Annotated in this window: 24 protein-coding genes and 1 riboswitch; of the genes, 14 read left to right on the plus strand and 10 right to left on the minus strand. The window is 65.9% G+C overall.

The window, feature by feature from the left end:
* Window positions 1-157: 157 nt before the first annotated feature.
* Complete coding sequence (locus BLT97_RS07885) at window positions 158-832, minus strand: AAA family ATPase (RefSeq protein ID WP_093608343.1); 675 nt, start codon at window positions 830-832, stop codon at window positions 158-160.
* Window positions 833-1,075: 243 nt separating this feature from the next.
* Window positions 1,076-1,171: riboswitch (glycine riboswitch) on the plus strand.
* A gap of 151 nt (window positions 1,172-1,322) precedes the next feature.
* On the opposite strand from BLT97_RS07885, the gene gcvT reads away from it, so the two are divergent.
* The 5 genes from gcvT to BLT97_RS07910 all read left to right on the plus strand — a co-directional run bounded on the left by gcvT (window position 1,323) and on the right by BLT97_RS07910 (window position 7,510).
* Entirely contained in the window at window positions 1,323-2,438 is a 1,116-nt protein-coding gene (gcvT, locus tag BLT97_RS07890) for a glycine cleavage system aminomethyltransferase GcvT (RefSeq protein ID WP_093608344.1), read from the plus strand.
* A gap of 64 nt (window positions 2,439-2,502) precedes the next feature.
* Window positions 2,503-2,880, plus strand: a complete 378-nt coding sequence (gcvH, locus tag BLT97_RS07895) for a glycine cleavage system protein GcvH (protein WP_093608042.1) — start codon at window positions 2,503-2,505, stop codon at window positions 2,878-2,880.
* Between the two features lie 13 nt (window positions 2,881-2,893).
* Window positions 2,894-4,153, plus strand: coding sequence for a serine hydroxymethyltransferase (gene glyA, locus BLT97_RS07900; RefSeq protein WP_093608043.1), 1,260 nt, complete (start codon window positions 2,894-2,896; stop codon window positions 4,151-4,153).
* A gap of 161 nt (window positions 4,154-4,314) precedes the next feature.
* Window positions 4,315-5,958 carry an APC family permease gene (locus BLT97_RS07905; RefSeq protein WP_093608044.1) on the plus strand — a complete coding sequence of 548 codons (1,644 nt, stop codon included), beginning with the start codon at window positions 4,315-4,317 and terminating at the stop codon, window positions 5,956-5,958.
* A gap of 169 nt (window positions 5,959-6,127) precedes the next feature.
* Window positions 6,128-7,510: an L-serine ammonia-lyase gene (locus BLT97_RS07910; protein WP_093608045.1), complete on the plus strand. Its 1,383-nt coding sequence runs from the start codon at window positions 6,128-6,130 to the stop codon at window positions 7,508-7,510.
* Between the two features lie 193 nt (window positions 7,511-7,703).
* Here the strand turns inward: BLT97_RS07910 and BLT97_RS07915 are convergent, their stop codons facing one another.
* Window positions 7,704-8,696, minus strand: a complete 993-nt coding sequence (locus BLT97_RS07915; RefSeq protein WP_093608046.1) for a hypothetical protein — start codon at window positions 8,694-8,696, stop codon at window positions 7,704-7,706.
* 8 nt (window positions 8,697-8,704) lie between these two features.
* On the minus strand, window positions 8,705-9,061 hold the full coding sequence (locus tag BLT97_RS07920; protein ID WP_093608345.1) for a nucleotide pyrophosphohydrolase: 357 nt from the start codon (window positions 9,059-9,061) through the stop codon (window positions 8,705-8,707).
* A 92-nt stretch (window positions 9,062-9,153) separates the two neighbouring features.
* Between BLT97_RS07920 and BLT97_RS07925 the strand changes: the two genes are divergently transcribed.
* From BLT97_RS07925 to BLT97_RS07935, 3 genes are all read left to right on the plus strand, one after another.
* Window positions 9,154-11,052, plus strand: a complete 1,899-nt coding sequence (locus BLT97_RS07925; protein ID WP_093608047.1) for a DNA/RNA helicase domain-containing protein — start codon at window positions 9,154-9,156, stop codon at window positions 11,050-11,052.
* 65 nt (window positions 11,053-11,117) lie between these two features.
* Window positions 11,118-12,443, plus strand: a complete 1,326-nt coding sequence (locus tag BLT97_RS07930) for an SRA domain-containing endonuclease (RefSeq protein WP_176953690.1) — start codon at window positions 11,118-11,120, stop codon at window positions 12,441-12,443.
* A gap of 146 nt (window positions 12,444-12,589) precedes the next feature.
* Window positions 12,590-14,071: a hypothetical protein gene (locus BLT97_RS07935; RefSeq protein WP_093608049.1), complete on the plus strand. Its 1,482-nt coding sequence runs from the start codon at window positions 12,590-12,592 to the stop codon at window positions 14,069-14,071.
* A gap of 15 nt (window positions 14,072-14,086) precedes the next feature.
* On the opposite strand, the gene BLT97_RS07940 is transcribed toward BLT97_RS07935, so the two are convergent.
* Window positions 14,087-15,109 carry an HNH endonuclease gene (locus BLT97_RS07940; RefSeq protein ID WP_093608050.1) on the minus strand — a complete coding sequence of 341 codons (1,023 nt, stop codon included), beginning with the start codon at window positions 15,107-15,109 and terminating at the stop codon, window positions 14,087-14,089.
* The gene (locus BLT97_RS07945; RefSeq protein WP_093608051.1) at window positions 15,106-15,750 is read right to left on the minus strand and encodes a class I SAM-dependent methyltransferase; all 645 of its coding nucleotides are present in this window, start codon (window positions 15,748-15,750) and stop codon (window positions 15,106-15,108) included. Before BLT97_RS07945 ends, BLT97_RS07940 begins: the two co-directional genes overlap by 4 nt.
* A 254-nt stretch (window positions 15,751-16,004) precedes the next feature.
* On the opposite strand from BLT97_RS07945, the gene BLT97_RS07950 reads away from it, so the two are divergent.
* On the plus strand, window positions 16,005-16,817 hold the full coding sequence (locus BLT97_RS07950; RefSeq protein ID WP_093608052.1) for a ParB/RepB/Spo0J family partition protein: 813 nt from the start codon (window positions 16,005-16,007) through the stop codon (window positions 16,815-16,817).
* Window positions 16,818-17,223: 406 nt separating this feature from the next.
* Window positions 17,224-17,556 carry a hypothetical protein gene (locus BLT97_RS07955; RefSeq protein ID WP_093608053.1) on the plus strand — a complete coding sequence of 111 codons (333 nt, stop codon included), beginning with the start codon at window positions 17,224-17,226 and terminating at the stop codon, window positions 17,554-17,556.
* A gap of 86 nt (window positions 17,557-17,642) precedes the next feature.
* Here the strand turns inward: BLT97_RS07955 and BLT97_RS07960 are convergent, their stop codons facing one another.
* The 4 genes from BLT97_RS07960 to BLT97_RS07975 form a co-directional block, all read right to left on the minus strand.
* On the minus strand, window positions 17,643-18,548 hold the full coding sequence (locus BLT97_RS07960; RefSeq protein WP_093608054.1) for a JmjC domain-containing protein: 906 nt from the start codon (window positions 18,546-18,548) through the stop codon (window positions 17,643-17,645).
* 12 nt (window positions 18,549-18,560) lie between these two features.
* Entirely contained in the window at window positions 18,561-18,959 is a 399-nt protein-coding gene (locus BLT97_RS07965; RefSeq protein WP_245769206.1) for a hypothetical protein, read from the minus strand.
* 186 nt (window positions 18,960-19,145) lie between these two features.
* Entirely contained in the window at window positions 19,146-19,382 is a 237-nt protein-coding gene (locus BLT97_RS07970; protein ID WP_093608056.1) for a DUF397 domain-containing protein, read from the minus strand.
* 136 nt (window positions 19,383-19,518) lie between these two features.
* Window positions 19,519-19,782 (minus strand): hypothetical protein, encoded by a 264-nt coding sequence (locus tag BLT97_RS07975; RefSeq protein ID WP_093608057.1) that lies wholly within the window; start codon window positions 19,780-19,782, stop codon window positions 19,519-19,521.
* A gap of 336 nt (window positions 19,783-20,118) precedes the next feature.
* On the opposite strand from BLT97_RS07975, the gene BLT97_RS07980 reads away from it, so the two are divergent.
* The 4 genes from BLT97_RS07980 to BLT97_RS07995 are packed head-to-tail and all read left to right on the plus strand — an operon-like array spanning window position 20,119 to window position 22,073.
* Window positions 20,119-20,526: a hypothetical protein gene (locus BLT97_RS07980; protein WP_093608058.1), complete on the plus strand. Its 408-nt coding sequence runs from the start codon at window positions 20,119-20,121 to the stop codon at window positions 20,524-20,526.
* Window positions 20,498-21,022 carry a DUF6879 family protein gene (locus tag BLT97_RS07985; protein ID WP_093608059.1) on the plus strand — a complete coding sequence of 175 codons (525 nt, stop codon included), beginning with the start codon at window positions 20,498-20,500 and terminating at the stop codon, window positions 21,020-21,022. Before BLT97_RS07980 ends, BLT97_RS07985 begins: the two co-directional genes overlap by 29 nt.
* Window positions 21,023-21,029: 7 nt before the next feature.
* On the plus strand, window positions 21,030-21,875 hold the full coding sequence (locus BLT97_RS07990) for a helix-turn-helix domain-containing protein (RefSeq protein WP_093608060.1): 846 nt from the start codon (window positions 21,030-21,032) through the stop codon (window positions 21,873-21,875).
* A gap of 21 nt (window positions 21,876-21,896) precedes the next feature.
* The gene (locus BLT97_RS07995) at window positions 21,897-22,073 is read left to right on the plus strand and encodes a DUF397 domain-containing protein (protein ID WP_176953691.1); all 177 of its coding nucleotides are present in this window, start codon (window positions 21,897-21,899) and stop codon (window positions 22,071-22,073) included.
* A gap of 91 nt (window positions 22,074-22,164) precedes the next feature.
* Here the strand turns inward: BLT97_RS07995 and BLT97_RS08000 are convergent, their stop codons facing one another.
* A complete protein-coding gene (locus BLT97_RS08000; RefSeq protein WP_093608062.1) occupies window positions 22,165-22,800 on the minus strand; it encodes a hypothetical protein in 636 nt (211 codons plus the stop codon).
* Window positions 22,801-23,070: the final 270 nt, after the last annotated feature.

The raw sequence follows: 23,070 nt of genomic DNA on the forward strand, positions 1-23,070 counted from the left end.
GGCCCCCGCAACTCCCCCGCCCCGTCCCGCCGTTCACGGCAGGGCGGGGCGTGGTCGTGCTCACCTCTTGCGAAGCTCCTCAGGCCGTACGCAGCCCCGCCGGTCTCACGCCGTACGCAACTCCGCCGGTCTCACGCCGTACGTAACCCAGCCCGTCTCACGCCGTACGGAACCCCACCAGGCTCAGCGACCCGGCCGATTCACGGTCCAGCAGGACCGCGGAGGAACAGCCCGCGGGCAGCGTGCCCGCTTCCGCGTCGCGGACCAGGCGGCGCACCGCGCCCCGGTGGCGGGTGAACGCGTACCGCGAGACGCCGCGGCCGCGGTCGCGCTGGCCGGCGAGCGCGGTGGAGGGGTCGACGTCGAGCAGCAGCAGGTGCAGCGAGGTGCCGCGGCGCCGGGCCTCGCGGGCGAGCCAGCGGCGCACCCAGGCCTGGGTGCCGCAGTCGTGCACGACGGCCTCGGCGCCCGAGCGGAGCGTGCGGCGCAGCCGCGCGTAGTGGGCGAGGCGGACGAGGGGGCGGTAGACCGCGTACGGCAGGAAGCGCGGCATGAAGGCGGCCCAGCGGTCGCGGGAGTCCTGCGAGTCGAGGCGGGGTGCGCGCACCGCGCGCTGGATGAGGGTGGTCTTGCCGCTGCCGGGCAGTCCGGAGACGACCACGAGGTCACCGGGGCCGAAGACCAGCCGGTCGGGAGCGGGGCGGCCGCGCAGATCGCGGACCACCGTCCGCTCGGTGTCGCGCACGACCGCGAGCCGTCTCGCCGGTCCTGCCTGCTTGGGCACCGCCACTCCGTTCGTGGCGTACGCGCTGCTGTGCGATCGCACGGTGATCGTCCTCCCCCTCGATGGACTGGGGACCGCCTCCTGTGTGGATCCGCCCTTCCTCTTCCGCTTCTCTTCCGCTCCGGTGTGCTCCGAAACCGGGAGGCCGTCCTCGCACTCTGCCCTCCCGAGTGTAAAGAGTCGGTAATACAGAAGGGTCTGCTTTATCGCGACCCCACCCGTCGCAACGCTGCGGCAGACGGGTTCCCGCGGACGTGCAATGATGTGCGCGCCAACTGCATACCGGCCGTTCGAAGCCACGCGGGAGAGTCCTGGACGCAAGCGTCCGGGCGCCGAAGGAGCAAGTCCCTCCCTTGAATCTCTCAGGCCCCGTACCGCGTGGACGAGGCAGATCTGAAAAGCGGGCTGCGCTGTGATGTGCGGCTCCACCCAAGGTGCAAGCCGCACCGTCTTTTACGGACGGGCGTGGTGAACCTCTCAGGTTTATGACAGATGGGGAGGACCGACCTCACCAGTCATGCCCTGGGAGCCCTTGAAGATGAGCAACGCCCCCCGACTCACCGCACTCGACGCCCTTCACCGGTCGCTCGGCGCCACGATGACCGACTTCGCCGGCTGGGACATGCCGCTGCGGTACGGCAGTGAGCGCGACGAGCACAACGCCGTCCGCACGAAGGCCGGCCTCTTCGACCTCTCCCACATGGGTGAGATCACCGTCACCGGCCCCGAGGCCGCCAAGCTGCTCGACTACGCCCTCGTGGGCAACATGGGCACGATCGGTGTCGGCCGCGCCCGCTACACCATGATCTGCCAGGCCGACGGCGGCATCCTCGACGACCTGATCGTCTACCGCCTCGGCGACACGGAGTACATGGTCGTCGCCAACGCCTCCAACGCGCAGGTCGTGCTCGACGCGCTGACCGAGCGCCAGGCCGGTTTCGACGCCGCCGTACGCGACGACCGCGACGCCTACGCGCTGCTCGCCGTGCAGGGCCCGCACTCGCCCGCGATCCTCAAGGCGGTCACCGACGCCGACCTGGACGGCCTGAAGTACTACGCCGGTCTGCCCGGCACGGTCGCGGGCGTGCCCGCGCTGATCGCGCGCACCGGCTACACCGGCGAGGACGGCTTCGAGCTCTTCCTCAAGCCCGAGCACGCCGAGACGGTCTGGCAGGCGCTGACCGAGGCGGGCCAGGAGTACGGCCTGGTTCCGTGCGGTCTGTCCTGCCGCGACACCCTCCGCCTCGAGGCCGGCATGCCGCTGTACGGGCACGAGCTGAGCACCTCGCTCACGCCGTTCGACGCGGGCCTGGGCCGGGTCGTGAAGTTCGAGAAGGAGGGCGACTTCGTCGGGCGCGAGGCCCTGCGGGCCGCCGCCGAGCGCGCCGAGCAGAACCCGCCGCGCAAGCTCGTCGGCCTGATCGCCGAGGGCCGCCGCGTCCCGCGCGCCGAGATGCAGGTCGTCGCGGACGGCGAGGTCATCGGCTCCGTCACCTCCGGCGCCCCGTCCCCGACGCTGGGCAAGCCGATCGCGATGGCGTACGTGGACGCCGCGCACGCCGAGCCCGGTACAAAGGGCGTGGGCGTGGACATCCGCGGCACGCACGAGCCGTACGAGGTCGTCGCGCTGCCGTTCTACAAGCGCCAGAAGTAGTTCCCGTATACCCCTCTGCACCTCACTGAGATCCCACTCCCCCGCGTACAGGAGAATTCAGGCCATGAGCAACCCCAAGGAACTGCGGTACAGCAAGGAGCACGAGTGGCTGTCGGCCGCCGAGGACGGCGTGGCGACGGTCGGCATCACCGAGCACGCGGCCAACGCGCTCGGCGATGTGGTCTTCGTGCAGCTCCCCGAGGTCGGCGAGACCGTGACGGCCGGTGAGTCCTGCGGCGAGCTGGAGTCGACCAAGTCGGTCTCCGAGCTGTACTCCCCGGTCACCGGCGAGGTCGTCGAGGCCAACCAGGACGTGGTGGACGACCCCTCGCTCGTCAACTCGGCCCCGTTCGAGGGCGGTTGGCTGTTCAAGGTGCGTGCCACCGCCGAGCAGGACGACCTGATGTCCGCCGACGAGTACACCGAGTTCTCCGGAAGCTGAGGCCTGTACCTACATGTCTTCTCTGAACACCTCGCTGCACGAGCTCGACCCGGACATCGCCGCCGCGGTCGACGCCGAGCTGAAGCGCCAGCAGTCCACGCTGGAGATGATCGCCTCGGAGAACTTCGCTCCGGTCGCGGTCATGGAGGCGCAGGGCTCGGTCCTCACCAACAAGTACGCCGAGGGCTACCCGGGCCGCCGCTACTACGGCGGCTGCGAGCACGTGGACGTGGCCGAGCAGATCGCGATCGACCGGGTGAAGGAGCTGTTCGGCGCCGAGTACGCCAACGTGCAGCCGCACTCGGGCGCTTCGGCCAACCAGGCCGCGCTGTTCGCGATCGCCTCGCCCGGCGACACGATCCTCGGCCTGGACCTGGCGCACGGTGGTCACCTGACCCACGGCATGCGCCTGAACTTCTCCGGCAAGCAGTTCAACGTGGTCCCGTACCACGTGGACGACGCCGGCCTGGTCGACATGGCCGAGGTCGAGCGGCTCGCCAAGGAGCACCGCCCGAAGGTGATCATCGCCGGCTGGTCGGCGTACCCGCGTCACCTGGACTTCGCCGAGTTCCGCCGTATCGCGGACGAGGTCGAGGCGCTGCTCTGGGTGGACATGGCGCACTTCGCCGGTCTGGTGGCGGCGGGTCTGCACCCGAACCCCGTCCCGTTCGCGGACGTGGTCACCTCCACCACGCACAAGACCCTCGGCGGTCCGCGCGGCGGCATCATCCTGTCGCGCGACAAGGCCTTCGCGAAGAAGCTCAACTCGGCGGTCTTCCCGGGCTTCCAGGGCGGTCCCCTGGAGCACGTGATCGCGGCCAAGGCGGTCTCCTTCAAGGTCGCGGCCTCGCTGGAGTTCAAGGAGCGCCAGGAGCACACGATCGAGGGTGCCCGCATCCTCGCCGAGCGCCTGACCTCCGCGGACGCGCGTGAGGCGGGCGTCAACGTGCTGTCCGGCGGCACGGACGTGCACCTGGTCCTCGTGGACCTGCGCGACTCCGAGCTCGACGGCCAGCAGGCCGAGGACCGCCTCCACGAGGTGGGCATCACGGTCAACCGCAACGCCGTCCCGAACGACCCGCGGCCGCCGATGGTCACCTCGGGTCTGCGCATCGGTACGCCGGCGCTGGCGACGCGCGGCTTCGACGCCGAGGACTTCCGCGAGGTCGCGGACGTCATCGCGGAGGCGCTGAAGCCCTCGTACGACGCATCGGCGCTGAAGGCGCGTGTGACGGCCCTGGCCGAGAAGCACCCGCTGTACCCGGCGCTGTAAGGCGACCTGTCGAAGGGCCCGCCCCGTGGTTATCCACAGGGCGGGCCCTTCGTCGTGACCTAGGGCCTCCGCATACGTGCCGAAGCGCGGACTTGTCCGCGGATGTTCCCAAATACGTTCTGGATAAGGACCTCGTACGACCACCAGAACGGTACGCACCCATGGATATGAGCGCGGGCAACCGCAAGGGGCTCAGCCTCTTCGCCCTCATCATGATCGGGCTCGGCTCGATCTTCGGCTCCGGATGGCTCTTCGGCGCGGGCACCGCCGCCTCGGTCGCCGGCCCCGCCGCGATCATCGCCTGGGTCATCGGTGCCGTCTTCATCGGCATGATCGCCATGTCGTACGCGGAGGTCGGCGCGGCCTACCCGCTGCCCGGCTCCATGGCCCGCTTCGGCGCCATCTCGCACGGTCCAGTGCTCGGCTTCATGACCGGCTGGGCCTGCTGGATCGCGATCGCCGCCCTGATCCCGATCGAGTCGATCGCCTCCACCCAGTACATGGCGTCCTGGAACTTCGGCTGGGCCAAGGGCCTGGTCGAGAACGGCGGTCTGTCCACGACCGGCATGGGCATGGCGTTCGTGCTGACCGTCGTGCTGTGGCTGACCTGCTACTGGTCGGTGGCGCTGCTTGCCAAGGCGAACAACGCGCTCACCCTGGTCAAGTTCGCCATCCCGGTGCTCGCGGTCGTGGCGCTGATCGCCTCCGGGTTCCACACCTCGAACTTCACCGACCACGGCGGTTTCGCGCCGAACGGCTGGACGGCCGTGATGACGGCCGTCACCACCTCCGGTGTGGTCTTCGCCTTCAACGGGTTCCAGGCCGTGGTCAACCTCGGCGGCGCCGCCAAGAACCCGGGCCGCGCCATCCCGCTCGCCCTCGTGGGCGCGCTCTCCCTCGGTCTCGTGATCTACCTGGCCCTCCAGGTGGCCTTCCTCGGCGCCGTACCGCCGGAGCGGCTGGCGGCGAACGGGGGCTGGGCCGGGATCAACTTCGCCTCGCCCTTCGCCGACCTGGCCAAGATCCTGATGCTGCACTGGGTCGTGATGATGCTCCAGTTCGGCGCGTTCATCTCGCCCTCGGGCGCCAACATCGGCAATGTCTCCTCGGCCTCGTACATGGCCGCGAACCTGGCCGAGTCCGGGTTCTTCCCGAAGAAGATCCGCGAGGTGCACCCGAAGTACGGCAACGCGCGTCCCGCGATGTGGCTGAACCTCGTCTTCGCCTTGGTCCTGCTCTTCACCGTGGGCCACAGCTGGGAGGCGCTCAGCGCCGTGGTCTCGGCCGCGATGGTGGTCTCGTATCTGATCGGCCCGATCGCCGTCGGAGTCTTCCGCGAGACCAAGCCGGAGCTGCCGCGCCCGTTCCGGCTGCCGGCGGCCCGCATCCTGTGCCCGGTCACCTTCGCCTTCGCCGCCTGCGCCCTGTACTGGTCGAAGTGGCCGGACACCGGCAAGGTGGTGGGCCTCACCCTGGTCGCCGCGCCGATCGCCGCGATCGTCCTCAAGCGCAAGGGCGCCGATCTGCGCGAGCAGTTCGCCCCGGCCTGGTGGCTGATCGGCTTCCTGCTCTGGCTGGGCACGCTGTCGGCGCTCGGCTCCCCGGAGTTCGGCGGCCACGGGGTCATCCCCGGCGGCGTGGACATCGCCCTGGTCGCGGTCTCGGCGCTCGGCTTCTACTTCTGGGCCGTACGCTCGGGTATCAGGGCCCACATGGCGGGGCTGCCGGGTCCGGACCCCGTGATGGACCTCCCGGCCGAGGTACCCGCCCAGGCGGCGGACGAGCGCGAGCTCACGCCCGCCTGAGCCGAGCTGTGACCCGATGGTCACCGTCCTGCGGACGAGCCGTACGCCGGTCCGCGTTAGGCTCGTCTGCCGGACACAATCCGTACAAACACGCCTCGTACGCACCCGCTCACGCAGCAGGTACACGCCCCCTCGCACACCCCACGAGCAGACAAGGGAGTCGGCCACCGTGGCAATCTCCGTCTTCGACCTCTTCTCCATCGGCATCGGCCCGTCCTCCTCGCACACGGTCGGTCCGATGCGGGCGGCCCGGATGTTCGTCGGCCGCCTGAAGAAGGACGGTCTGCTCGCCCAGACCGCCTCCGTGCGCGCCGAGCTCTTCGGTTCGCTGGGCGCCACGGGTCACGGGCACGGCACCCCGAAGGCGGTGCTCCTCGGCCTCGAGGGCCACTCCCCTCGTACGGTCGACGTGGAGGTGGCCGACGACGAGGTGGAGCGCATCCGGCAGACCGGCAAGCTGCGCCTGATGGGCGCCGAGATAGGCGATGCCCACGTCATCGACTTCGACGAGCCCAACCAGCTGATCCTGCACCGCCGCCGTGCGCTGCCGTACCACGCGAACGGCATGACGCTCGCCGCCTACGACGCCGCCGGCGCCCCGCTCCTGGAGAAGACCTACTACTCGGTGGGCGGCGGCTTCGTCGTGGACGAGGACGCGGTGGGCGAGGACCGGATCAAGCTGGACGACACCGTCCTGAAGTACCCCTTCCGCTCGGGCGACGAGATGCTCCGTCTCGCCCGCGAGACCGGCCTGTCCATCTCCTCCCTGATGCTGGAGAACGAGAAGGCCTGGCGCACGGAGGAGGAGATCCGCGAGGGTCTCCTTGAGATCTGGCGCGTGATGCAGGCCTGCGTATCCCGCGGCATGTCCCGCGAGGGCATCCTGCCGGGCGGCCTGCGCGTCAAGCGCCGCGCCGCCGCCCAGGCCCGCCAGCTGCGCGCCGAGGGCGACCCGATGCTGCACCGCGGCGAGTGGACCACGATCTACGCGATGGCGGTGAACGAGGAGAACGCGGCCGGCGGCCGTGTCGTCACCGCCCCGACCAACGGCGCGGCGGGCGTGCTCCCCGCCGTCCTGCACCACTACATGAACTTCGTCCCGGGCGCGGACGAGGACGGCGTGGTCCGCTTCCTCCTCGCGGCCGGCGCGATCGGCATGCTCTTCAAGGAGAACGCCTCCATCTCCGGCGCCGAGGTCGGCTGCCAGGGCGAGGTCGGCTCGGCCTGCTCGATGGCGGCCGGCGCCCTCGCCGAGGTCCTGGGCGGCACCCCGGAGCAGGTCGAGAACGCGGCCGAGATCGGCATGGAGCACAACCTGGGCCTGACCTGCGACCCGGTCGGCGGCCTCGTCCAGATCCCGTGCATCGAGCGCAACGGCATGGCGGCGGTCAAGGCGGTCACCGCCGCGAAGATGGCGATGCGCGGCGACGGCTCCCACAAGGTCTCCCTCGACAAGGTGATCAAGACCATGAAGGAGACGGGCGCGGACATGAAGGTGAAGTACAAGGAGACCGCCCGCGGAGGCCTCGCGGTCAACGTCATCGAGTGCTGATCGAACTAGTTCTGACCTGGGAGTTCTTGCGTTTCGGAGCGTTCACGACGCAGTGTCGTTGATCGCTCCGGCGCCCCCCAAATAGCCCCCAGGGAAAGCTGGTTCCCCCCAGCCACCCCCCAGGAACGCGCTGAAACGGCCGCTGCTCCTCCCCGTTGTCGGGGAGGAGCAGCGGCCGTTGGCCTTCATGTGGTCATGCCGGCGGGCTGTCCTTGAACGTGTGGGTACGGTGCCACTGGTAGTACTTCTCCCGGTCCTCGTTCCACCAGGTGACCTTCCGCCCGGCCAGTCTTTCCTCGATGTGCTTCGCGACTTCAGGCAGGTCCTTGGCGAGGGGACTCACCTGGATCACACCGTCAGGAGCCACCGCGATATAGCCGTGCTCGTAGAGGGCGTCGCAGCCGAAGGTGCAGGCGAGCATCGCGATGTTGGCCAAGTCACGCTTCTCGGCGTCGTCGCACACCGAGCGCTTCTTGATGTGGGCTCCTATGAGGAAAGCACCGGGAAGGTGGCGCCCGCACAGGGCACACTCACCCGTGTTGCCGGGCAGGAGACGGCGCTTCAAGGCAGCCTGCTCGCCCCGGTGGGCCCGTTGAGACTTGCGCTCCAGCTCCCCGTCGAAGTTGGCAATGGCCGCTTCTTCCTCCTGCTCATCGACGGGCGCAGGTGCGGCCGGCGCCGGGTCGAGCGTCAGGAGGGAGTGGAGGGTGTCGCTTTCGTCGTCGCCGAGGACCGTGATCCCCATGACGTTCCGCTTCTCGTTCCACTCAAGAAGCTTGCGAACTTCCGCGATGGGAATGTCGAAGCCCTGCACGCCGGAGATGGCGTACATGAACTCCCATGTGCTGCCGTCGTCTTCGGTCTCCCATAGGTTCATCGCCATGGCCTTGTTGCGCCAGGTCAGTGCAATGGTTCCACCGAGGTAGAGCTTGTTGTCGCCGGTGAAGACCACCCCATCCCCCGGACGCATCTTCTTGATCTGGGGGGCGTTGGCGTCGTTCTTTCCTGGCGCGACGCCCCACATGGGGGCAGAGCCATCAGGGAACAACGTGTGGAGTTGGTCAAGGACCTGGGCGTCGAGCAGATGCGCGTAGTCGTCAAAGACCACCGGTTTCGCGATCGTGTCCTGGTAGTGCTTGTTGACGACCTTCCTCGAGCGCCTGGCCGGCTGCATGACGATGCGCATCGGCTGACTCATCCCCCCAGCTGTGTGTACTTGTCCGCCCGGCCTCGTGCGAGGTGCGCCGGGTACTTCCGGTGGTTGGTCTCGATCTTCTCAACCAGAGCCTGCTCCAGGTCAAGATCGAGAACGTCGGCCAGCCTGAGCAAGTACGCGAAGACGTCGGCCATTTCCTCGCGCACTTGCGGCGCCCGGACGGGATCCTCCATGACGGCGCTGGACTCTTCAGGTGTCAGCCACTGGAAGATTTCGAGGAGTTCGCCGCTCTCACCGGCCAAGGCCATGGCCAGGTTCTTCGGGGTATGGAACTGTTCCCACTCGCGTTCAGCGGCGAAGTCGGCCAGCGACTTCTGCAGAGATCCGATCGTCATGCTCCCAGCAATACCAGGCACCACTGACATGCTGTCGCGATCTCATCCAGCCCAAAGCCGAGTTGTCAGTCACAGCTGGTATACGTCTGGCCATGCATCTTCACGGGGGAGAAGTCGCCGAGGTAGCGCGGGTCGTCACACAGCCCGCGTTCATCGAGGAGTGCGAGCGGCGGTTCATCAAGGTGTTCGGCTTCGCGCCGAGCCCTGAAGAGGTACGAAGCTGGAAACGCAGCTGGCCGGCCCTCATGTCTGCGCTGTGCAACGCAGGCCTGGGCGAACTCCGTGTCCTCCTCGAGTACTCCCTTCCTGCCACAGGGGAGCGCATCGACGCACTCGTCATCGGCGAGACCGCCGACGGCCAGCTGTGCACCGTGGTGATCGAACTCAAGCAGTGGACCAGTGCCCAGACGACCCCATTGCGCCCAGGCATGGCAAAGATCGGCCAGCGCACGGTCCAGCACCCTGCCCGGCAGGTCCGCGGGTACGTCCGCTACCTGGAGGACTGGGTCGCTCGGGACGAGATCCCGCTGCTGACGCGCGGCATCACCGTGCTTCACGATGCAGGTCCTGAACTGATCCGCCAGCTCCGGGCAGGGGTAGCCCGTGGGGCAGCCGCCGAGTTCCCGCTGCTCGGCCGTGATGACCTCGCAGCCGAACCCTCGCGTGAAGCTCTTGCCGAGCGCATGGGATGCGCCGCATTGCGGCCGGCCGAGCAGGAAAGCGTCAAGGCCTTCTTGGACGCAGAGCACCGCCCCTCTCCCGCCTTGCTGACCAGGGTGGGCCACCTGATCGAGGGGAACGATGCATTGACGCTCCTCGGTGACCAGGACCTGGCGCTCCAGGAGGTATGGCACGCAGTCAAGGCATCGCAGGAGCACGGGAAGCGCAGCACGATTGTCGTGACCGGAGGCCCCGGCACCGGAAAGACCGTGATCGCTTGTCGACTACTCGGCGATCTCTGCCGCGAGCGAAACGCCAACCCGCGGCTGCTGTCGCCTTCCGGCACGCTCACCCGCCAGCTGCAACGCACAGTTGGGGATACGTCCCGTGGTCTCATCGCCACGTTCACCAACAACATCCCGGCTGGGGTGACGGCCAACAGCGTTCTGTTGCTCGACGAAGCCCACCGGGCGCGCACGTACCCCGACTACAGCCACGGCGCCTTCCCGCTCACCCTGGGGAAGCTCCTGAATCAGGCATCGGTCGCCGTCCTCTTCCTCGACGAACAGCAGATCGTCCGACCCACGGAAGGCGTCACACTCGACGAACTCGAACGGCATGCCCGTGACCAGGGCCGGTACTTCTGCCACATCGACCTCACCACTCAGTTCCGCTGCAACGGCTCGAGTGCCTACCACCGATGGATCGACCAGTTCCTCCAGCCGGAGGGACCTGCCGTGCCCTGGTCCGGCTCGGACTACGACCTCGCCGTGATCGGCGACCCCGACCAGTTCACCGATTGGGTCAGTTCACATACGGACAACCGTCTCACTGCCCGGATCACGGCGGGCTTCTGCTGGCCCTGGAAATCACCCGACACACCCCCACTTCGCCCTGAGGTCGAGATCACCTGGAGTAGGCCCGACGGGCCTCGAACCTGGATCCGGCCGTGGAATGCGCGCATGGAGCGGCCCGACCTCGACCACCCGCATGTACCGGCGCGGCCCTTTTGGGCCACAGACGAAGGTGGTCATGAACAGGTTGGCTGCATCTACACCGCCCAAGGCATGGAGTACGCCTACAACGTCGTCGTCATCGGCAAGGACCTCGTCCGCCGAGGCGACAAGTGGGTTGCCCAGCCCCACGAGAGCCGCGATCCGGCGTTCAAGGACGTCTCCCCGGACCGCTACCTGCGATACGCCCTCAACAGCTACCGCGTCCTCGCCACCCGGGGAACCAGAGGTACCCGCCTCTATTCCACAGACGACATGACCCAAGCCCACCTCGAGGCACTGCTGCCACGTCATGGTCGACGTCCCGGCCAAGACTGAGTGTCAGTGGGGTGCCGTAGCCTCGGTCAGCAGCTGAAGTCATTCGACTGCCTGACGGGGATGCTGTGACTGCGTGGATCCTGACCTGCAATCTCGACACCTTTGATCTTGAAAAGTTTCGGCGTGACGGTCAGGAGCTCCAGTCATGGAGCGTGGGCCGCTTCCGCGATGAGCTCACGGCCGGCGATACCTTCGCCTTGTGGATCACCGGTGCTGGCGGAGGTGTTGTCGCCCGCGGTCACCTCACCGGGCCGCCTACCCAGACCTTGTCAGCTGACGAGGCTTACTGGAAGAAGGACCCTGGAATTCGTTGGTACGTCCCGCTGGTCGTCGACGAGTGGCTGGAGCGCCCCATCCCGCGCAGCCAGATCATCGACGATCCGCTCTTCTCCAACTCCTCCCTGCGCAAGCAGCCCTTCGCCGCCAATCCGCACCGCCTCGACGCTCAGCAATGGGACTTGATCACCAGTGCGCTCGAGCACGCCACCGGCGAAGACCCAAACTGGCACCTGCAGCCTGGGGACACCATCCGCCGGGTCGACCTGCATGACCGCTACGGCGGCAGCAGCCAGGGCGGGATCTGTCCGTCAGGGCGCACGCCGAACGTACTGATCTTCACGGATTCACGCTCAGGCCATCAGCACGGGTACTACGACGAGTGGAGCGAGGACGGGACCTTCCACTACACCGGCGAAGGCCAAAAGGGCGATCAGGTCTTCACCAAGGGCAACAAGGCGATTCGCGACCACAGCCTCACGGGAAACCGACTGCGCCTCTTCGAAGGCGCGCGAGGCACCGTGCGCTACGTAGGGGAAGTAGTCCTAGACCCAACCACCCCGCACTCCTACGGCCAGGCCCCACCGACCGGTGGCGGCGCCCTGCGCCAGGTCATCCGGTTCCACATGGTGCCGGCCGGGACCAAACCCCAGGCACCGGACGTTCCCGTGGGCACCGAGTACCGACCAGCCGACGAGAGCGTCCAACCTGCCATCGCACAGCCTGGTCCTCCCGACCCGGATCTCTCAGGACGAAATCTCAAGGCCCACCGGCGACTCCAGAACGAGCTCGCTGCTACCGCCCAAGCCCGAGGCATGGAGGTCTTGTCTCCCACAGCCTCTGACCCCGACTTCGACCTGGCATGGCGCGCCCCCGCTGGCCATCTCACGGTCTGCGAGGTCAAGTCGTTGACGCTCTCGAACGAGGCACGTCAGCTGCGCACCGGCTTGGGCCAGATCTTGGACTATCAGGACCAACTGCAGGGGCGGAACAGCGAAGTTCGCGCCATCCTGTGGGTGGAACGGGCACCGACTGACCCGCGATGGGTCGGCCTATGTAATCGAGTTGGTGTCACGCTCTCATGGCCTGGTGACGAGGACGCGGTCTTCGCGTAGACCGCTCAGCTGCCGCTTGAACATCGTCGCCCCGGCGCTGCTGTTTCCGGCCAAGTCAATGCCTCCAACGGGTGATTGAACCTCACTGCGGGTATCCATGCCCCTCCCAGGAGGGGCTGGGCTACAACATGGGGGCTTCGATGCGAGTGTCCGAGCACTACAAGCTGAGCCGTACGCAGCCGACACTCGATTTCGTCGATGTCGACGTGGAAAATGACACGCCTGTTTACATCGATCCCAGCTCACTTAAGAACCTTCCGGACGAGTGGTCGAGCCAGTGTCACACTATGCTCTCCACCTTCTTCCACAGCGTGGTGGACGCCATCAACCACCGCGATCAGACACGACTTCGCGAACTCCTGATCCGCTTACAGGAGCCGAATGAGACGCACTTCGGGCTCTCGAAGGGAAAGTCGCGAGGCCGAGCCCTCGGCCCTCACCTCGTGGAACGGATATCCAACAACCTAGCAGTGAGCAAGGCGGCAGAAACGGGGCTTCTTGAAGACCTCGAGGACACCGCACTGTTCATAGAGGGCATCGGACGCGACATCGTCTCCGACGTAACCACGAACATAATCCGTGGAATGCTCATCTCGTACACTCAGTCAATGGCATCGATGTATGGCATGCCACTGCTGGACGGCATCCGAAGCGGCCTCGTATGGAATCCTTCGAACCGTGAATGGGAAGAGGGGAACACCAGGATGCTGGTACCAGTCGGAACCCCTCTATTGCTGGTACCCAAGGCGGTGGTCCGGCACGACCTCCTCTTGACCAAGGAAGACTACTTCAGGAATTACCTAGCTCCTGTGCTCCAAGACGAGGAGCTAGATAACCCCGCAAGCAAGCTCGTCCAAACCGCTAAGAGCGGACGCAAGTATGTGACAAAAATGGATATCGAGATCGAGTACGGCGGCAACAAGGCCAAAATGGTTGATCTGTCCGCAGGGCGATCGGGCGTATTCCGTGCCTACAAGGAAGACAAACGACGGAACCCATCTCCCCCAATGGAGCACGACGAGCTGAGTGCCGCCACTGGAACAAAGCCGGTGAACTTCCAAGCACTGTTGGCGGAAGTCCTTGAAACGCCACCCGGCCTTGAGCATGCCACGACTTACCACAAGAAGGTACACGCCCTTCTTAGCGCAATCTTCTATCCATGGTTGACATACCCTGTCGTCGAGCACCCTTTGAATGAGTCCAGGAAACGAGTCGACATAACCTACACCAACCGTTCCACGGACGGCTTCTTCGGGTGGGTTACGCGACAGGGCCATCCAAGTTCGCACATATTCGTCGAGTGCAAGAACTACAATTCCGAGCTCGGAAACCCCGAGCTCGATCAGCTTTGCGGCAGGTTCTCTCCGCTCCGCGGCAAAGTTGGTCTCCTGCTGTGCAGGTCACTGACAGACAAAGAGAAGTTCCTCCAGCGCTGCAGGGACGCTGCCATCACCCGACATGAGTTCGTCCTTCTCCTCGATGACAGCGACCTAACTGCGCTCGTCGAAGAGGTCGTAGCCTCATATGCTCCGGAGGACCCAGACGTTGAAGCTACGGAGGAGCCGGAACCTCCGTCGCCTGGAGAGTTCCGTCTGCTCTTCGAACGGTTCCGAGGCCTCGTCAGCTGAAGCACGACGACTCTTTCAGCTGCAACACTTCTGAACCTCGAGCAGGAAATCTACCCAAGAGGCACCCTGCTGGCCCCTGTTCGTCCGGCCCAGAGCGATGGACAGCGTCTTCCTCAGCGGATGGGGGGAGCCCATGATCGCCTCGTTGCGCCGCGCCAGCCGCTCGAGTTCGTGGGGACGTGGGAGGCGATCGCTCTTGGTGCTGTTGCACGTCTCATGGGCGGGGGCGAGATTCCACAGCACGTCCAGGTCGGGGCCGCTCCAGCCGCCCACACTCGCGTAGCGCTGCATGAGCGAATAGGGGAAGACGTGGTCGACAGCGACAGCGACCGCGTCGGCGAGGTCGAGCACGTCGTCGCAGATGAGGCAGCGGCCGTGCTGGAAGCCGATCAAGGCGTCGGCTACACCAGTGACCGGGCGGCGTCGGCGCTTGTCGGTGAGTTTCAGCGTCGCCCAGTCGACGGTCACGCCCTCCTCGATGAGGGCGCGGCCGATGCCGGCGGCAAAGGAGGACTCCACGATGCTCCACCGTGCGCCGAGCTCCGCACGGAGTCCAGGAGCTTGTTCCGACTGCGCCACCTGCACGAGTTGTGGCGTGAGGCGAACGATGCGCTGGCGCGGATTCCCGGCCATCTCGTAGAAGCGGTGGGGGACTTCGGTGCCGCCGCGCAGGTTGTGGAACTTCTGCATGACCATCGCCGGCATCGACTTGACCGCGGCGTCCAGCAACAGGTCGGTGGGCCGGCCGAGCTTCCGTGCCTCCGCGCACTCGGCGGCAGCGATGGCGAGGAAGTCGGTCTTGCCGATCGCGGTTCCTTCGGGTGCCTGCGGGGCCGTGGCCGCGTGCTCGACCAGGCTCATGGCATAGGGGACGGCGAGCTCGCTGAGCGGGATCTCGGCGTGGCCGTGTCGGGCGTGCTCGAGCAGCGCGTCGCCGAGGGCGAACTTGTACGTGCGGGAGTTTGCCCCCATCAAGATCGCCAAACGCCAGGACGACCGGACGGAGGGCTCGGCCGAGAAGAAGGCATCCACCGTCATGCGTGCTCCTTCCGCAGGGCCAGCTCACTCCAGCGGACGTCGTCCCGGCCGAGCTGATCCTGGCCGCCGCCAAGGTGCAGGACATCCAGTCCGCACTCCTGAGCCAGGTTGGCCGTCTCGTCGGCGGGCACGTCGAACATCTTGCGGTCCGAAGGAGGTGGTCCATGTCGGAGCGAAATAATCAACAAGCCTCCAGGGGAGAGAAGTTCGGCCAGCCGCCGCATTGCGTCGGCGCGCTCCTGTTCATCCAGGTGCATCCACACCGCAGACAGCAGGATCAGCCCGAAGTCCCCCTCCAGCCCCCGCAGTCCAGGCAGCGAGTCCTCCACCCAGTCAATGGGGGCATCACCGTGCAGCCTCTGGGCCACCAGCCGAAGCTCCCGCACGGGCTCGACCGCCGTGACTTCGTGACCTCGTCCAGCCAGGGCCGCCGCGTCTCGGCCGGTGCCGGCACCAATGTCGGCGACCCTGACGGGGGCGTCCGGCAACAGGTGGAGGATCTCCGCGTGTACGGACTCGAAGGTCAAGCTCTCGTACCGCTGGGCCAGCTGATCGGCAGCGTGAGCGTAGTAAGGCTGGGCACCTCCGACCGGGTCATGGGGCGTGGTGGGTACGTCTCCCTCGGCAGCAGATCTCGTCATGCAGGGACACTACGGCGCCCCACTGACAACTCCCCCGGCCGGCACGGCCCGCTGAGGTGCGGACCCAACCAGCGGATGAGGACCGTACGTTCACGTGGCACCCGCTCCACCAGGTCAGCTGGACGGGTGAACTCCCCTACCACATCGAACACTTGACGTACGCCTGGTCTCATGATTGGCTGCCCGGCGCGCTGTATCCCACATCCCGGCTCCGGCCTCTGAATCCCCTGAACGCAGCGCGGAAGGGCACCTCCATGCCTAAGCCCCAGTACAACTATGACCTGCCACCTCACAAGGTGGAGTACGGGCTGGAGGTCGCGGTCAGCGATCTCGACATCGACCCTCAGGCGCAGCGGACGCTCAGCGAACCGCGGGCCCAGCGTATGGCCGACAACCTCGTCGTTGAGGCCATCGGCTTGATCATCGTTTCGGAGCGGGACGACGGCAAGAAGTACATCGTCGATGGCCAGCACCGGAAGCGCGCCTGCGAGCTCGCGGGTATCCCCACCGTCAAGGTCGAGATCCACTATGGACTGACTCTTGATCAGGAGGCAAAGCTCTTCCTGATCAAGAACCGCGAATCCCACAAGCCGCGCCCTATCGACGAGTACCACGTGGGGCTTACTGGCGGAGTGCCTCTTTTCGTAGACACCGACCGCGTCCTCAAGGCCCACAACCTGACGCTTGGCTCCACGTCCACCAACGGGGTCGGCGCCGTGTCCGGAGTTCTGCGGATCGTGGAGCGCTGGGGCGCCGACGCCCTGGACCGGACCCTCACGGTCGCGGAGGAGGCGTGGGGGCGAACCGAGCAAACCTGGGACGGCATGCTCCTGGGGGGCATCGGACAGTTCCTCGGCCGGTTCGGCGGTGAGATCGACGACCAGGAGCTCTCCAAGCGACTCCTCGAGTCCGGTTCCGCCGCCGCTTGGCGCGCCGAGATCCTCACCCAGTCGTCCCGCGGCGGATTCAACAACAGCGGCACTGGCTCCCGTGTGACCACCGCCTACAGGCTCGTCGCGCAGGCATGGAACAGGCGGCGCAAGGCGGCAAACCGCATCGAGATCTAGCTCATCTGAGTCGGCCGGTGTCCCTTGCAACCTGGGCAGGGGACAAGAATCCTCCGGCTTGACCAGAGCAGCCGCGATCTTCTGCCAAGCTAGATGCGTGGAAGGGCCGAAAATCGTCAGGCGACTCGGTGCTGCGCCGCGGATGCCGCTGCGGATGTGGCGTCTGATCGTCCTGCTGTGCGCGCTGTTCGTTTCGCGCCGAGGGATCCAGTGCTACTTCGCACTTCTCGCTGCACTCCACGAGCCCCTCGATGCTGGCGTACCGGTACCCCTGCGTATCTGACAGACCCTCCTGCCCTGCGTGATCCATAGTCCTCAAGGCGGGGTAACTCTGTGCCGTGGCAGGCGCGCTTTCGATGTGCTGCTCTCGTCTTGCCGACCGCAGTGAAGGGTCAGCAAATCCGCCATGTTCCAACTTCCTGACGGCATGCCGCTGTGGGTGATCCTCATCCTCAGCGTCGTCGGTATCGCAGTTTTCGGCCTGGTCCGCATGGTCGGGAAACTCCCGAAGGACTGGTACAAGCACCGCTCCGAGTTCCTCACGCGCAGGGAGGAGTTGAGGAACAGCCACAAGGAGGGCCGAGCGGCCACACTCGAGAAGCCTCGGCTGATCTTCTCCGGGTTCGTGCTCGCGTGCATCGTCATTGTGGTCGTGGTCATCGTGGCCGTGACGTCCCGAAACAGTGAGGCGTCCCCGACTCCCGGCACTCCCCCGGCGAGTTCGGCCTCGGCTCGCTGAGCCTGGTTGTCGATGCTCGGCGCCGCGTCTCGACCCAGTGCATGGGTTGAGACGCGGCCGGCAGGTTGGTCCGCCTCTGGGGTCCGTCAGCTCGTGTACTCCAACTCCGTCATCGCGACCTTGTGCACATTCGAGGCCACTTCCTTCAGGTCCAACCCCTCCAGATACTGGATCAGGGCCGCCCGGGTCTCATACAGCTGGCTGCCCAGTTGGGCGCTCGTGATGACGCTGGGGAGGAGAACTCTCCGGAAGTCCGGGGTCGCGATGGCCCCCTCGACGAGCTTCTCGGCCAGCCACAACGGCGTGCGTTCCCGTATCGCGAAGGTCAGATGAACGCTGAGCTCGTCGGAATCGAGTACGTGAGGGTTGTGGACCCAGCCGCGCGGTAGCAGTAACGACTGGCCGGCCCGCAGGTCGATCTCGACGTCGGGACCAGCTGCTTCCCACGTGGCTATGTAGTCGTCCTTCCAGACCCGGAAGCTTTCGTTGTACTCGCGCATGGGCGCTTCCACTGGCGGTCGCCAGAGCTGCCACCGCTTGGTGCCCGAAACTTGGACGATCACCGCCATCTGCTGGTCCCAGTGGTGGCGAAGCCCTTGGTTGCCCGGCGGGGTCAGGAACGCGTGCACGTAGTTCGAGTAGCCCGTGTCCTCCTGGATCTGGCGGGACACCTGGGCCAGAAACGGCATGACCCGCTGAAGGTTTCCCAGCCGGATCGTGTGCCCCTGGCCGTAGAGCTTGCGCAGCTTGGCCGGGTCGCTCCGGCCGCTGCCGTCCATGAAGGCCCTCTGGTTCAGGGACGGGTTCGGGGCCTTGATGACCGCGATCTCGTCTGCGGGCACGCAGCCAGTGAACACGTAGTCCGTGAGGTACTCCGCGGTAATGGTGTCGTCGAGCGCTGTTCTGCCGCGCTCGAAGACGCGCGGCTCGTCCGGCCACGTGAGCATCAGCTCGGACACTCCGTCCTCGGGCAATAAGAGGCGCAGAGACATGGCTTCGACTCCTTACGACGGCGGGAGCGGGCAGGGGATCTGCGGATGGAATCGGTTCGGGCAGCACACGACGGAGAACGAGATGAGGTTCTTCGACGGCATGTAGTACACCCAGCTCACATCGACGCCACGAGGGAGGACGTCCGAGGCGTACTCCAACTTGATGTCGAGGCCGCTGTACGCCTGGAGCCCGTCTTCCCGTTCGAACGGCGGACTTGCCTCGTACTGCTTCGTCAGCCAGGCGAGGGCGATCCCCAGATCGGCCCAAGTGCGCTCGGCTGAGGCCTGGTTCTTCTTGAGGAGCCAGTAGCCGGTCATCGTGGGCGGGACGTTGCCTGTCTGGAACTCCGCGGCAGCCTCGCGGTAGCGATCAAGTACTTGCTGTTGCTTCTTGTCCTCGGGGTTGAGCACCGAAGGTGGTCCATTGGAATGAGGTGGCCGCCGGCCGCCTTCCTGCCCGTACACCTTCGACGCCCCGACCCACGGCCCGTACCCGTGCCAGTGCCCTGACCAGCTCATTTGCGCCCTTCTGTGAAGTGCCGGGCCGCCCCGCCGAAGCGGGGTGGCCCGTCTGATGCGGCATAGGGAGGCGCCAGACTAGAGCGCCAGGCCCCGCATCTTGGTCCAACCGGCCGCGAAGTCGTCGAGCTCTGCGGCGGTAAACCTCAGTTCGACACCGGCTCCCTCGGGCTTGCTGTCACGGACCACGAATCCGGACTCTGTGCCGGGGATGGCGGCCACGTCCACGCAGGACTCGTGCTCGCCCTGAAGGTTGCCGCCGCAGAAGTTTTCGAACTGCGCTCCGTCGACCGGCAGGCGGTAAAGGTCGCTCATGAGAGGGTCCTCCTGGTGCTTGGCTGTCCGGAGATTCGTCCTCCGGGCCGTCGTGCACTGCTACGGACCCGCCTTGGGCGGGTCGGCCCCTCCCCGGCCGCCGGTCCAGGGGTCAGCCGGGGAGGGAATTCGCGGGCTACTCCGTGCGGATGTAACGGAGCGTGCCGGAAAGGGCGTTGAAGTCGATCGGCCGATAGGCCAGCGTCGGGCCGGCCACCGTGTACGGCTCACGCCCCTTGAAGATCAGAACCTTCGCTCCGCCTCGACCGGCGACCATGTCCCTCACGGGGAAGAAGACCCCATCGAAGCGGATCAGATCCCCGATCTTGAGCTGCCCCGGGGCCAGGATCGTGCCGGTGGTGCCCGGAGGGCCCGGCGGAATCTTGTCCTCGTCAGGCATCACGGCGCGGTCCCGGCAGGACTGGGGCGTCGTCTAAGTCCATCAACTCCGGGGCGAGTTGCTCATCGACGTAGACCCGCCCTTCTCGCGTCACCCGGTAGACGCGGATGGTGTCCGGCCCGGACAAAGCAACCGGTCTGGGCTTTGAAGGTGTCACGCTCATGGATTCCCCTCGTTGCTGTGCCGGTGGGTTCTGACACGAACGTAGGGCGGGCCTCAGCCAACTCCCAAGCAGATTGCGCGAGTTTGCAGCAGCGCGATTGACTAGGTCGAACGGCTCGCCGAGCATCGAGTTGCCACGCAAACTCGCGCAAGACAGCGGACGGGAGAGCGGCCATGAAGTTACGGTTCCTTGGTAAGAACTCCACTCCCGGAGACAGCCCCACCCTGTATGCCAGCGACCAGGACAGCTACGTCGTCCAGGGCTGGAAGGTCTACGCGAACGACCTGCTGATGCAGCTCGATGTCCCCGACGGCCACACGGTCGTCGAGGTACCCACCGAGCTCTTCGAGCACTTGACCAAGGACGGCTTGCCGTCCGGCGAGATCAAGAATTTCGCGGCACCGATCATGCTCCTTACCGAGCAGGGAACGTGCATCGTCCAGGGTCCGGAGATGCACGATGCCGAGGCCTTGAGTCAGATGCGCATGCCCGACTATGAAACCTGCATCGAGGTGCCGAAGTCCTCGATCACGGCCCTGCTGGAGGAGAACGGTGGACCTGATCACCAGCGCCCAGCGTGACGAGCTGTTCAACAGCTTCGAGCGGGATGCCTTCCACCTGGAGCTGCGGGACGACTACGGGTCGCCTGTCGAGGACACGCCCTACGCCCGTTGGCAGCGCGGCGAACCCGATGACTACGCCTGGCTCGACCCGTGGATGACGCTCATGAAGCGGGTCACCAGCGAGGGCAGGACCGTACGGAGGGTGCGCGTCATCACGGAGCCGCATTCCCAATACGTCGGCTGGGAGCACTCGTTGACGCGCCTGAACCTGGAGGCCGGGGAGGACATCCGGTGGATGCCACGGCACCAGCTACCCGAAGGCGTCACCTTCCCCGTGGCCGGCAACGACTGGTGGCTGTTCGATGACCACCTGCTCGCCGTGGGCCACTTCGACCAGGACGGAAGAGTCCTTGGGTCCGAGCTGATCGAGGACCCGGAGACCGTAGCGGAATGTATCCGCGTACGGGACTTTCTCTGGACCGTCGCCACCCCACACACCGAGTACAAGCCCTGAATCATCCGTGAGCACTGAAGCACAGTCACAGCGCGAGGCCTTGGGTGCCCGGCTTCGGGGATTCCGTAAGGACGCGGGGTTCTCGAGCGGCCGGGCATTCGCCCAGGCGACCGGTTGGGCAGAGTCCAAGGTCTCTCGGATCGAGAACGGCCGGCAGAACGCCAGCGAGGACGACATACGCCTCTGGTGTGCCCTGACCGACAACCAGGAGCACGTCGGCGACCTGATCGCCACGGCCCGGCACATCGAGGAGCTGTGGCTCGAATGGCGCCGGCAGCTCGCCACCGGCGCCGCACCTCGGCAGCAGAAGGCCCTGCCGGTCTACTCCAAGACCAAGGTGTTTCGGATCTGGCATCCGACCCTGGTCTGGGGATCGCTCCAGACGGCGGACTACGCGGCGGAGACCTTCAAGCAGGTGATCGAGTTCTACGGCATCCCGGACGACATGGACGCCGCCGTGGCGAAGCGCCTAGAGAGACAGAAGTACCTCCACCAAGGAGACCGCATCTTCAACGTCCTACTCGCCGAACAGGCGCTGTACAGCAACTTCGGCGGGACGGACGTGATGATCGGGCAGCTCGACCGTCTGCTGGCTGTGATCGGCCTGCCGAGGCTGAGCCTTGGTCTGGTTCCCCGGTCTGCGCCCATGCACATCTGGCCCGGAAACTCGTTCTCGATGTTCGACGACAAGTTGGTACTCGTGGAGACCTACTCCGCCGAGCTCTCTGTGACTCAGCCCAGGGAGATCGCTCTGTACGCGAAGGCTTTCAAGCTCTTGAAGCGGTCGGCCGTCTACGGCGACAGGGCCAGGGCGCTCATCTCGCAGGCAATCCAGCACCACGACCGGCACTAGCAATCAGCATGGAGAGGCATCATGTCAGACGCCCCGAACTGGCGAACGAGCTCCTACACCGGCACCGAGAACTGCGTGGAAGTCGCTGACAATGACCCCAGTGTCGTCAGGGTCCGCGACAGCAAGAGGCGCGAAGGCCCAACCCTGGATATCGCCCCCGCAAGCTGGCAAGCGTTCACGGATTGCATAAAGTCCTAGACGCCTTAGATGTCGAGTATTCATGCCAGCTCGGGCCTGTCTCAGTGTTCGAGTGATTCCTGATTGTCCCCCAACATCTCCGGCATTGATGTCAGCTCAATCGCCGCTCGATAGCTTCGCGGATCGTCGGCACAGCCTGCTGGTCGAAGCCCTCACTCAGGAGTCTGAAACGGTGCAGCTTGGGTGGATCGCCATCCTTGTATCCGGTCACCTTGTCACCCTCAATGTGCCGGTTTGGATCCATTTCCACGTCAACTAGGCCAAAACGACTGAGTATTCGATGGGACTCATACGCGTCTCGGCCAAGCCCAAAGTGGAGAAGCCTTACGTCACTCGGAACAAACACCTGCTGCTGCCAACCGAAGTGCGTGTGCAAGCACGCCAGCATCAGCAGGAATGCAAGCTCGCTGTCTTCCAGTAGGTGGATCCAACCATTGAGGAACAGACCAGCAGGCAGCCGCAGTAGACCTCGTTGGTCCGACGGCACCGTGTAGCGATCTGTGTCACCTCCGTCATACGGCGCCCCAGACTCCTGAAGCAACAGGAACCCTTCGTACTTGCCCGTGGCTTCACGAAGGTTCGGTAGGTGCACTAGCCGGAACTCGGGCTCAGCTAGCCGCTTCAGAGCATGCTGGAGCTGTCGAATCTTCTTGTCCCGCACACTGGCATAGCTCAGTGCGCCGCCGCCCTGCTGGGCGGTGGTGGCTAGCAGGTCGACCCAACTCACAGAGCTATCCGCTGCGTTCAGGCGAAGCCGGTTGCCTGGACGTGTGCCTGCGCGCCCTACCTGCGCGACAAAGAGAGCAGTGAGGTACGTCTTCAGAGCGATGCCACGAGGCGACGACAGGCGGGTCGCAGGCGGCCTATCGGCAAGTGGCGGCAGCAGCCGATCCGAGGGCTCACCTAGGACGTCGGCAGGCTCGTCCCGGTACACGAAGCTTCTACGGATCACCAGTTGCTCGCCATGCGGGATTCTGGCGAACGCTCCACACGCTCG

The sequence above is a fragment of the Streptomyces indicus genome (assembly GCF_900100315.1).
GTDB classification, from domain to species: domain Bacteria; phylum Actinomycetota; class Actinomycetes; order Streptomycetales; family Streptomycetaceae; genus Streptomyces; species Streptomyces indicus.